At 61.8% G+C, this 10,851-nt stretch carries 9 protein-coding genes; 7 read left to right on the top strand and 2 right to left on the bottom strand.

The features are described 5' to 3' along the window. The 7 genes from HCZ87_RS17555 to HCZ87_RS17585 all read left to right on the top strand — a co-directional run. The coding region (locus tag HCZ87_RS17555; protein ID WP_167645871.1) for a hypothetical protein at nucleotides 1–2,771 on the top strand (2,771 nt) is incomplete at its 5' end. Next, nucleotides 2,771–3,676 carry a hypothetical protein gene (locus HCZ87_RS17560; RefSeq protein ID WP_167645873.1) on the top strand — a complete coding sequence of 302 codons (906 nt, stop codon included), beginning with the start codon at nucleotides 2,771–2,773 and terminating at the stop codon, nucleotides 3,674–3,676. The genes HCZ87_RS17555 and HCZ87_RS17560, both read left to right, overlap by 1 nt. Nucleotides 3,677–3,688: 12 nt before the next feature. After that, complete coding sequence (locus HCZ87_RS17565) at nucleotides 3,689–5,353, top strand: tail fiber domain-containing protein (protein WP_167645876.1); 1,665 nt, start codon at nucleotides 3,689–3,691, stop codon at nucleotides 5,351–5,353. A 9-nt stretch (nucleotides 5,354–5,362) separates the two neighbouring features. Next, the gene (locus HCZ87_RS17570) at nucleotides 5,363–5,689 is read left to right on the top strand and encodes a hypothetical protein (RefSeq protein ID WP_065332164.1); all 327 of its coding nucleotides are present in this window, start codon (nucleotides 5,363–5,365) and stop codon (nucleotides 5,687–5,689) included. Nucleotides 5,690–5,751: 62 nt separating this feature from the next. After that, a complete protein-coding gene (locus HCZ87_RS17575; RefSeq protein WP_167645878.1) occupies nucleotides 5,752–6,474 on the top strand; it encodes a lysozyme in 723 nt (240 codons plus the stop codon). Continuing rightward, the gene (locus HCZ87_RS17580) at nucleotides 6,471–6,746 is read left to right on the top strand and encodes a hypothetical protein (RefSeq protein ID WP_167645880.1); all 276 of its coding nucleotides are present in this window, start codon (nucleotides 6,471–6,473) and stop codon (nucleotides 6,744–6,746) included. Before HCZ87_RS17575 ends, HCZ87_RS17580 begins: the two co-directional genes overlap by 4 nt. 431 nt (nucleotides 6,747–7,177) lie before the next feature. After that, nucleotides 7,178–7,897: a hypothetical protein gene (locus HCZ87_RS17585; protein ID WP_167645882.1), complete on the top strand. Its 720-nt coding sequence runs from the start codon at nucleotides 7,178–7,180 to the stop codon at nucleotides 7,895–7,897. Nucleotides 7,898–8,214: 317 nt separating this feature from the next. On the opposite strand, the gene HCZ87_RS17590 is transcribed toward HCZ87_RS17585, so the two are convergent. Together HCZ87_RS17590 and HCZ87_RS17595 are read right to left on the bottom strand one after the other, a co-directional pair. Continuing rightward, on the bottom strand, nucleotides 8,215–9,720 hold the full coding sequence (locus HCZ87_RS17590; protein WP_167645884.1) for a heme biosynthesis protein HemY: 1,506 nt from the start codon (nucleotides 9,718–9,720) through the stop codon (nucleotides 8,215–8,217). A 10-nt stretch (nucleotides 9,721–9,730) separates the two neighbouring features. After that, on the bottom strand, nucleotides 9,731–10,851 hold a 1,121-nt coding region (locus HCZ87_RS17595), incomplete at its 5' end, for a COG4223 family protein (protein ID WP_167645885.1).

The following is a 10,851-nucleotide window of genomic DNA, read 5'->3' on the forward strand; positions in this document are numbered from 1 at the left end:
GTCTCGGCGGGGTGTTCTCCGGCGGCGGGCTTGGCTCGAGCTTTGCCAATCTCGGTGGGTTGCTCTCCGGATCCGTGGGCGGCTTTGGCGCGCTTGGGGCCGCCCTGCCTGCGGTGGGCATTGTGCTGGGCGGTGTGGCGCTTCTCAAAAAGGCCTTTGGCCGCAAATACAAACATTCCGGCATCCGCGGCTCTTTTGGGGCCACGGGCTTTGAGGGCAGCGCCTTTGACTTTTACAAAGGCGGCTGGTTCCGCAGCAACAAGACCAAGTATCGCGGTCTGGATCCGGAGCTGGACCGCGCCCTTGATTTGCAGTTTGGCTCCCTGCGCGATCACCTTGAGGACATGGGCGGCTCTCTCGGTCTTTCCATTGAGGCGCTGAAAGACTTCCGTGGCGCCAGCTTTGAGATCATCACCAACGGCAAAAGCCAGGAGGACATCCAGCGCGAGCTCGCCGCCCATATGGAGAATGCCAGCGATCAGATGGCAGAGCTGCTGTTGGGCACGGAGGAATTTGCCAAGATCGGTGAGAGCGCCACACAAACCCTCTCGCGCCTCTCAGGCAGTCTGACCCGCGTCAATGACGCCATGGATCTGTTGGGCCGGGCCGAGTTTGATGTCTCGCTTGAGGGGGCCGATCTGGCCTCTGATCTTCTTGAGGCCTTTGGCGGCTCTGATGCCTTCTCGGTGGCGATCTCCAGCTACTTTAGCGGCTTTTACACCGAGGCGGAGCGCAGCGAGGTCTTGATGCGCCGCCTGCAGGAAGAGTTTGAGGCGCTCGGGATTGCCATGCCCAGTTCGCGCGATGGCTTTCGCGCCCTGGTGGAAAGTCTCGATCTGACCACGCAGGGCGGCCAGGCGCTTTATGCGGATCTGCTGCGCCTGTCGGGCGCGCTTGGCGATGTTCTGCCCAAGGTCGGGGCCTTCACCGCAGAGCTGGCGGGGCTGGCGCAAGAGATCGGCGGCGAGATTGGGGTGCAGATCGAGGCCGCACAGCAGATGGTGACCGAGGCGCGCGATGCGGCACAGGCCTGGCGGCGCACCGCAGAGAGCCTGCGCGGCTTTGTGGCGGATCTGGTCAACACGGAGCTCACGGCGGCCAGTGGTGGGCAGACCGAGGCGATCCTGCGCGCGCGGATGGATGCGGCCTTTGCCAAGGTGCAGGCGGGGGATATGGCGGCGGCGGCGGACCTGCCGGAGCTGGCCCGCGCCTTCCTGCGCCGGGCGCGCGAGACGGCCAGCACGGAGCTTGATTATCGCCGCATTGCCGCCGAGGTGCAGGGTCGCCTCGCTTTTGCGGCGGGGATTGCCGAGCTGGAAGCGGGCAATGATGAGGTGCTGGCAGGGCTTTATGAGCAGCAGATCGAGCTCCTCACATCGCTGGGGACGTTCTTGCAGTTGGAAAGCCTCACCGGCGATCAGGTGGCTGAGCTGAGCGAAGGCGTGCAGGAGCTGGCGCAGGATTGGGATGGCACGGTGGCCGCCTTTGAGAGCTCGCTTGCAGCACTGCAGGATGCCATCGAGAGCGCTGAGGCCTTCAGCTATGAGGATCTGGTGGGCGCGCTGGATGTGGCGGTGACACTGGATGACAGCGCCCCGGACTGGCTGCGCGCCTTGGTCGAACAGGCCGACACCGGCATACGCACCACATTGGACTTCATCATTCGTCGGGATGATCTGACCGCAGCGGATCGCTGGATTGCCACCCATGCGCTCTCACAGCATGTGGCAACGCTGGATCTGGTGCTGGGATCGGATCTGGATGAGGCCACCCGCACGCTGGCGCTGACCACGGCGGCGGATCTGCGGCGCAGCCTGCGTCTGGATCTGGCGCAGGATCTTGACCCAGAGACCCGCGCCCTGGTGCTGACCAAATCCGCCAATCTGTCGCGCCGCATCAATGTGGCACTCACCGGCGAAGGGGCGGATACGGTGGCGCAGCTCACTGAGATTGCCAATCTCATCGGCAGTGGCGAAGGCAGCGGGCGGCTCACCTTTGGTGGCGGCGTGGTGCTGGAGGCAGATGATGTCTTTGCCGATCTTGTCGAAAGCACCGGCGAGCTGGTGGAGCCGATGGAGCGGCTGCGGGGCATGCTGGCGGAGCTGCGCGATGCGGTGGATGCGGATCGCGCCGCGCGGGAGGCCGAGCAGCAGCTCGCCAAACTGCAGGCGCAGGGGCGTGGTTTGGCACTGGGGCTGGAGGATCGCAGCGAGGCCTCGGGCCTCATTGCTCAGATCGCCGCACTAGAACAGCGCACCGGCGTCTCGCTGCGCCGCAGTGGCAACCGCGATGCAGAGCTGCATGTGGATCCTGAGACCGGTCGCATTCAATATGATGCGGATTGGGTCTCTTATGGATCTGGCGCGGATCTGGCCGGTTGGAAAAAAGCCTTCTGGGCCGATGGCGGGCTGGAGGATCAGATCGCCGCCTATAACAAACGCCACGCCAAAAGCAGCAAGGCGCTGGAGCAGTTGCGCGCCCAGGTGCGCGAGCTGGGCGGCATTCCGGCCTTTGCCCGGGGCGGCGCGCATCGGGGTGGTGCGCGCATTGTCGGCGAGCGCGGCTGGGAGATCGAGACCACCGGCCCCTCGCGCATTCACAGCCATGCCGAGTCTGTGGCCATGCTGGACAATCGCCCGTTGGCAAAGGGGGTGGAAGAGCTGACCCGCCATGTGGTGGCGCAGGGTCAGGTGGTGCGCATGCTGGTGGATCGCATCGCCACTCATCTGGATGGATGGGATGAGGTGGGGCTGCCGGGGGAGCGGAGCTGATGGACTTCAATATCCTCTCTCCCATGCAAGTCACCGAGGCGGAGCTGGTGGCGTCCAATGTCCCAGAGGACGATCACCCGCAGTGGCAGGCCGAAACCGTCTATGCGGCGGGGGCGCGGGTGATCTCCACGCAGACCCACCGGATTTATGAAAGCCTCATCGATGACAACAGCGAGCGGGATCCGCGCATTGACGATGGCAGTGCCTGGCTTGAGCTCAGTGTCACCAACCGCTGGCGCGCCTTTGATCAGAACCGCTCCAACCCGGCGCGGCAGGCCAATGAGATCACCTATTCCATTGTGCCCTCGCAGGATTGCGATGCGATTGCGCTCTTTGGCCTCACGGCGGGCAGCCTGCGCATCGAGGTCTGGGATGGGGCGCTGCGGATTTACGATCAGCGCTTTGAAATGGCCGACACCGGCCATGTGGTCAGCGCCTATACCTGGTTCTTTGGCGGTGTGGTCTATGCCCGTCAAAAGGTGGTCAACGGCTTTCCGGGCTATCTCGGGCACCGCATCGACATCACCATTGATGCCAATGGGGCCATGGCCGAGGTGGGTCATATTGTGCTGGGGCGCAACAACCTTCTGGGGCGGGTGTTGAACCTGCCCAGTGTTCGCTTCGTCAGTCACAGCCGCAAAGGCTATGACGACTTTGGCAATGAGATCCTGGTGAAGCGCGGCTCCACCCGCAAGGTGGATCTGTCGCTTTTGGTGCCCACCCATCAGGCGCAGCGGGTCATGGATATTGTGGCCGAGGTCGATGGGTTGGCGACCGCGTTTTATCTCTCTGGCGACGGGCCGGGCTACGGCATCGAGGGGCTTGGGTTTGTGGATGATCACAGCCAGCCCATCGATGTGGCGGGCGAGTCCGTCTTTCCTCTCATCCTGAAAACTCTCAAATAGGAGAATGCCCCTATGAGCATTCCAAGCTTCTCGGCCTTTCCCGAGATCCCCCAGCGCAGCACGCCGGAGGCGGATTTTGACGCCAAGATGTATGCGTTGTTCCAGCACTTCGCGACCACCCACCGCCAGGAGCTCTTGGCCTTTATCCAGTTTTTGGAAAACAACGTCACCGCCATCGAGGGCGCGATCAATGGCGTCACCATCGGCCTGACCCATCCGGCGGCCGCCAAGTTCACATCGCTTGCTGCAGACAACATCAGCGGCGCGGCGGTGCAGGCAAGCCCGGATGACACCACCGCCGGGCGCTTGATGAAAGTCGGCGCGTTTGGGCTGGGTGGCAATGCGCAGACGCCACCAAACAATGACCTCGATCAGATCGGCGCTGCCGGTGGGCTTTACTATGGCGATGGCGCACAGGCGAATACACCGCCTCAGTTCGGCAACTCACTGGTGCTGCACATGCCCCGCAATGCTGAGATCTGGACGCAAATCGCAGTCAACCGGGGAGCGGGTGACAATCGCATTGTGACCCGGCGCAAAACCGGGGCCGGTGCCGCTCCGACGCCATGGTCAGAGCTGGTGGTGCTGGATGAAAGCGGCAGAACGGCCCAGAATGTCGAGATCAGAAACAGCGGCCCATTCTTAGCCATCACCGACGCTGACACAGGGGTCAAACACACCCTGAGCGGCAACAGCACCGCCGGGCATTTGTACATCAAGACCGATCCTGCGGAAAACATGCCCAACTCAGCCCTGCTGATTGAGACGCAGGGCGTGCGGCAGATGGCAATCGCGAAAGATGAGATTGATATAAACGTACCAATTGGGACGTATCTTGGCATTGGTGCAACCGCCCAGTCACCGGCAACCGCGCTGCACATCAAAGGTACTGGCGTCACCGATAGTAAAATGACGGTTGAGCGCTCCGGCGTGACGGGTGCGGTCGGTGTTGTATCGCAAGATCTTCTATTGAACGGTACGGGTAGCACAGGGACAAACGGCGGTATCAATTTTTATACCGGGGGCGGGTCGAATATGCGCCTTGCGCCTGACGGTACGTTGCGCCCTGCCAATGACGGTACGCAGAACTTGGGCAACGCATCGTATCGGTGGGATGTTGTTTATGCTTCAACAGGTACAATCAACACCTCCGACGCGCGCAGCAAGATCGACATTCAGGACTTGGACGCAGCTGAGCACCGGGTGGCGGTGGCCGCCAAAAGCCTCCTGAAGAAATACCGCATTCGTGATGCAGTGGCCGAGAAAGGCGACGCTGCCCGCTGGCACTTTGGCGTGATTGCTCAGGAGCTCGCAGCCGTCTTTGAAGACGAGGGTTTGGACCCGTGGCGGTATGGCGTGCTGTGCTGGGATGAATGGTGGTCGGCTGAGTTCGAAATACCTGCAGAAACAGCCCCCATTATGCGCGAGGTGGTTGAGCGAGTTGTCCACACATATCCGGTTTTGAATGACGTCGGGGAGCCGACCGGCGAGACGCGCGAAAAGGTGGAAGAGGTGCGAAAGAAGGTCGACACAGGCGAGGTTAAAATCATCGAACCGGCCCGCACGGAATTGCGAAAATACGACCGTGAAGAGGACGCCCCAGAGGGGGCCGAGTACCACAACCGGCAAGGTGTGCGTTACGATGAGCTCTTTGCCTTTATCCTCGCAGCACTCTGAGGCCATCCCATGACCATGATTGAAAACAGCGACCGTGGGATCACCCTGAACAAATCCCTCGCTTGGACCGTGGCCTGCGGTCTTGTGGGCGCAGGGCTTTGGGTGGGCATTCAGGTGGCCACCCTGCGCGGTGAGACCGCAGGGCTATCCCAAACCATCAACGGGCTGCGGGTAGATCTCACCGCCTCAGAGGCCCGCCAAGCGGCGCTGACCTCGCGGGTGCGGGCCAATGAGACCGCGCTTGCACGTCAGGATGAGCGCCTGTCGCTGATCCTCTCCACCCTGAACAAGATCGACAACCGGCTTGAGCGCATGGAGCGCCTGCCGATCCGCTGATCCCCCCAACATTCTGAAACCACCCAAGCCCGCCTGCGGGCTCTTTTGCCATGGAGATCCCCATGAAACTCACCCCCAATTGGAAAACCACCCTCACCAGCGCCTGGTCGGTGCGGCTTTTGATCCTCGCCGCCGTGATCTCGGTGCTGCCGGTCTTTGTCTCGCTGGTCAGCCCGGATCTTCTGGGCCTTGATCCCTTGATCTTTGCCGGCATCGCCGCCCTGGTGAATCTCATCGCCATCCCGGCGCGGATCCTGGTGCAGCCAACCTCCGGCCTGTGGTCTGCGTTCCGGCGCGATGAAAGCGGGGCCGTGCGCAAACGCACCATTGGCGTGCTGGCCGGGGGCAGTGTGGCCCTTGCCTCTGCGATCAGCTTTATCGGCCAGTGGGAGGGCCTCAAGACAAAAGCCTACCGCGATGTCATCGGCGTCTGGACCGTCTGTTATGGCGAAACCAAGGGCGTGCACCCCGGTGACAGTTACAGCAAAGCGGAATGTGACGCGATGCTGGCCCGCGAGATCATCGCCTATGAGGCGGCGCTGGATCGATGCCTCACCGCAGATGTGCCCATCGGCATGAAGGTAGCTCTGGTATCCTGGACCTACAATGTCGGCCCCGCTGCCGCCTGCCGCTCCACATTGCTGCGCAAAGCCAATGCGGGCGATCTCACCGGGGCCTGCAATGAGCTGCCCCGCTGGAACCGCGCAGGTGGCCGGGTGATCAGGGGGCTGACCAACCGGCGGATGTCAGAGCGCGCTATGTGTTTGAAGGCGCTGGAGGCGTGAGGGCGATCACCATAGTCACCGCCCTGGCGTTGATCGCCGTGGTCGCGGGCTTTGCCTATCAGCGCGGGGCCTCCGACTGTCGCGCCAGCTATCAGGCCCGCGCGCTCGCGCAGATCGAGCGGGCCAATCAACTGGATCGCGCCCGCATTGCCAGTGAACGCGCCCGCGCCACCCTTGCCAGAACCCTCGAGGAGAAAGCCCATGCGGATCCTGTTGCCGTGCCTCGCTGCCTTGGCGCTCAGCGCCTGCGCCGCCTCAATCACCTCCGTTAAAAGCGCCGATCGTTGTGCGGAGCCGGTGCAGCTGCCGGAGCGGTGGCTCTCCGATCAGGAGGTCGAGCTGCTGTGGGCGCGGGATCGGCGCGCGCTTCTGGACTGTGGTGGGAAGGTCGAGGTGCTCAGTGGGCGAAAGCCCCATTGATTTACTGGGTTAGGCGCATATTCCGCTTGAGAAGACAAAACGTAGCGATGATCGCGGCGGGGTGCGCATTGGATTGTCGGTGTTATTCTTGTGCACGATACCGAAATCTAAAAATGCCTAGCTCTAGAGTTTGGATTGAGCGATCATCGTATTGCGGTTGAGCGCCTGCATCGACATTGTTGAGGCACGGCCCTATCGCCTAAGCGGCAAACCGTATGTGTCTAACGTCCAGTTTCTTCGGTAGCAACTTTGCCTTGCCTTGGCGATGGGATTGGTAGCAGTCATGGAAAAGGCGGAGTTAGAGGGAATACTTTTGACATCAGAGAGTATTGATTTGGCAATTGACGATCTTGTGTCTCTAAGGCGGGAGATTGAGCAACTCAAGAATACCGAGAAGTCTCAAGGTGAAAAGGCGACTACAAAGGGTGCATCAGTCATGGGAGGTGATGGTTTCTCGGCTCTTTTTTCAGCGTTCATTTCCGCAGCCGTCGCTGGGGTTGTTTCATTGGTTGCCGTGTCTGTTACCTACTATGTGGAGGGGAGAAAGAGCGATGCAGAGTTTGCACGGATCGCGCTTTCCATCCTATCCGTAGAGGCTGAGCAGCAAAATGAAACAGCGCGAGCGGTGGCGGTGCGGATACTCGCGAAGACCTTACCAGTACAGATTAGTGAAACCGAGCAGAAGAGGTGGTTGGCTCAAAAGCCTATCGTGATTGGTTTGTTGGACGATCATGCAGCCGCGAAATCATTGGTTGCCTCTATTTTGGGCCACGAGGGTGGTGAAGCAGGAAGCAGTATGACGCCCATTGCCCAAGTTCCAATTAGAGAAATGTATGACCGTCTTTCGGTACCTGATGGGTCACAGATTGAGATGCAGTTGGAGTTTGAGCAATCGATTGATCGAGCGATTGAAGATGCCATGGAGGGAATTGAAGATGCCATGGAGGGAATTGAAGATGCCATGGAGGGAAATGAGGTGCAGGATTCGAACACAAGGCGCTGATGTTTGCGTAACAGGGTCCTGCTAGGCTCAGTTGTCGGAGCGTGTACCACTGGTACTACGCTTCAAGGATGTGGTTGATGTACGCATATTTTACGTGTTTCATCCATTTTCTCTTGTTATTAAACGTTTTTAGTTGCCCTCTTGAGGCACCACATTCTCCATAAAAGCCCCCACGCTGATCATCCACGCAGGCGCTTTGCTTCGTGACCGGGGTAAGATCGTGCGTGTTCAGAAAATGCGTAGATATCGTCCGAGCAGCTCGCGCAGTGCACCTGCGGCAGAGCAGAACGCTGCCACAGGTCTTTGGTTTCAGGAGCTTAGGCGGTGCCTTCTTTGCTGTCCTGATCCGGTGCCTCAGCAGCATTGCTCTCGTCCGCCGCGTCATCCTCGGAGGCTTCGGTGATCGGCTCAGGGTCGATAATGGTCAGCGCACCCGTCCCCGCGGTTTTTTGATTGGTGGTCAAGGCCAACATCGCCATACCGGTGGCAGAGCTGTAATCCGGGGTCTCCGGGCGCTTCCACGTCAGCGTGTCAAAGCTCGCGCAATTTTCGCAGGTCGGCGCCCATGACGCGTGGATGTGGTTGCAATTCTCACAGACCCATTGCGGCCCGCGTGGCGCGGTCAGCGCCTTGGTCAGCCAGCCCTGGACCATCACATCGGGGCCACCTTCGCCTTTTTCGATCGCCGCCATGAGCGTCAACGCCCGCGCATCGGGCGCACGATCCACCAGATCGCCCAGCGCGCGGCGTGCTTCCGGGAAATCCTCGGCGACGATCAAAAGCTCCGCCTTGACCAGGCGGGTCTCGTCGTGGTTCGGGTGCAGCCGCAGCAGCTGCTCGAAACGCTTGACCCGTTGCTGCGCGGTTTCCTCTGGGGCAATTTCGGCAAACGCATGTGCCAAATCCGGGTGCGGTTGCGCCTCCCAGGCCTTTTTCAGGATTCGCACCGCATTGCGCGGCTTGCCCCGGGCGATATAGCTGCGCGCGGCAAGCGCGGCGGCGGGCACCAGATCGGGCGAGAGCCGGTTGGCCTCGATCGCCTGCTCCTGTTGTTCCGGCGTGGCATTCTCCGCCAGCAACGCCTTGGAGGATGACAGCGCCAGAACCGCATCGCGACGTTTGAACACCTCACGCGGCAGGGTTCCGGTCTTGAGCTTGGTGGCAAGCGTCTTGCGGGCACCGGCCCAGTCTTCGGCCTGCGCCTGGAGCTTCAGAAGCGTGTCTTGCACGTCTTCATGTTTGGGCCGCAGCGCCAGCGCCTTTTCGGCCAGTTGCCGGGCGGTCTCGGTATCCCCTTCCGACAGCTTTTGCTTCATGATCCCGCGCACGCCGACAAAACGGGTCGATTGATCCGACAGCAAACGCTTGTAGGCCTCTGCCGCCTTATGGGTATCGCCGGCCATTTCGGCCGCCTGCGCCACAATCAGATCGGTCAGCGCCGGATCTTGCAGATAGCGTTCCGCGCGGGCCGCTTTGGCCAGGGCGGTGCGCCCCTCGCCCACCGCCAGTGCCATCAGACTGTCGGCCAGCGCCTTATAGCCGCGGCGCTCGCGCCCCTTGTCGAAATAGCGCGACAGGGCGGTCTCATCGCCGTTGAGGAACCGCAAAGTGGCCACAAGCAGCGACAGCAGCTTGAAGAACAGCCAGGTCACCGCCATCAGCGCCAGAAGCGCCAACACCGATTGCAGCGCCCCGAGGGTATATTCGGTGCCAGCGACGGTGATTTGCACACCACCCGCCGTTTCCAGCAGCATACCAGCGCCAAAGGCCAGCAGCGCCACCATCACGACGAATACGAGAATTTTCAACAATGACCAGAGCATGGCGACGTCCTTAATTGGCGTTCAGGCTTTGCGAGAGCGCGTCTACAGCCGCCTCGGCAGCGAGGCGCGTTTGGGCGGCGGTTTGCCAGGCGGCGAGCGCGGGTTTGGCGCTGTCTGGCAGGGCAGCGAGTTCCGTCAAGGCCTTCTCGATCTTGCCACTGGCCACCGCCGCGCCCGCGCGGGACAGGATTGCATCGGGGTCGTCGCCCTCACGTGGGGTCACGGACCGTGCGCCCAGATGACGATTGACATAGGCCATCAGCCCGCCGCTGCCCTTGCTGTCTTCGCGCGCGGCAGCCAATGCGGCGCGCGCGGCGGGGGCAAAGCTGTCCTGCAACCCGGCGAGCGTGGCAACGCCGGTGCTTGCCGCGCCCTGAAGCCCATCCGGCAGAGTGACCTTGAGGGTGGAGAGTTCATTCACCAGCGCGTCATAAGGCGTGCCCGCATCCAGCGCGGAGCGCAGCCGCGCGACCACGGCTTGCGCCGAGGCAATACGCGCGGCTTCGGCGCTGGCGCGCTCCATGTCCTGCGCCTCCGACACCATACGCTTCACCTCGTCCTGCTGTTGGGACAGGCTGTCGCGCACCCGGTTTAGCTCGGCTTCAAAGGCCGCAACCGCCTCGGCCGAGGCGCCTTCGCTCAGCGGGCGTGCTTCGAGCGCGTCAACGCGCCGGGTCAGCTCTTGGAGCTGCTGCGCGACATCTGCGGGTAGCTCCGTGCTGGCAGAGGGCGTGGCCGCCGCCGCATCAATCGCGCCTTCCACGGCGTCCAGACGCGCGTTCAGCGGCGCAAGATCCGGCATTTTGATCTCGGCAACCGTTCCCTTCAGCTTGGCCAGTTCGGATTTCAAATCCGCCTGCTCTGCCTCGATGGGGCTGAGATCGACGCTCGCGCCGCGCAATGCAGGAGGCAGGAAACCATCCAGAACATCGCCCTTGCCGGCCACAAATCCGATCACCGCCGCCAGCACACCGCCAAGCAGCGCCGGAACAAAGCCGCCGCGTTTCTCAACGATATGTTCCTGCACCACTGGGGCCTGCGGATATTCAGCCGGGGTCTCGGTCTCGGTCTCGGTCTCGGTCTCGGTCTCGGTCTCGGTCTCGGTCTCGGTCTCGGTCTCGGTCTCGGTCT

Origin of the sequence: Phaeobacter sp. HF9A (assembly GCF_011806385.1) — a bacterium.
Lineage (GTDB): Bacteria > Pseudomonadota > Alphaproteobacteria > Rhodobacterales > Rhodobacteraceae > Epibacterium.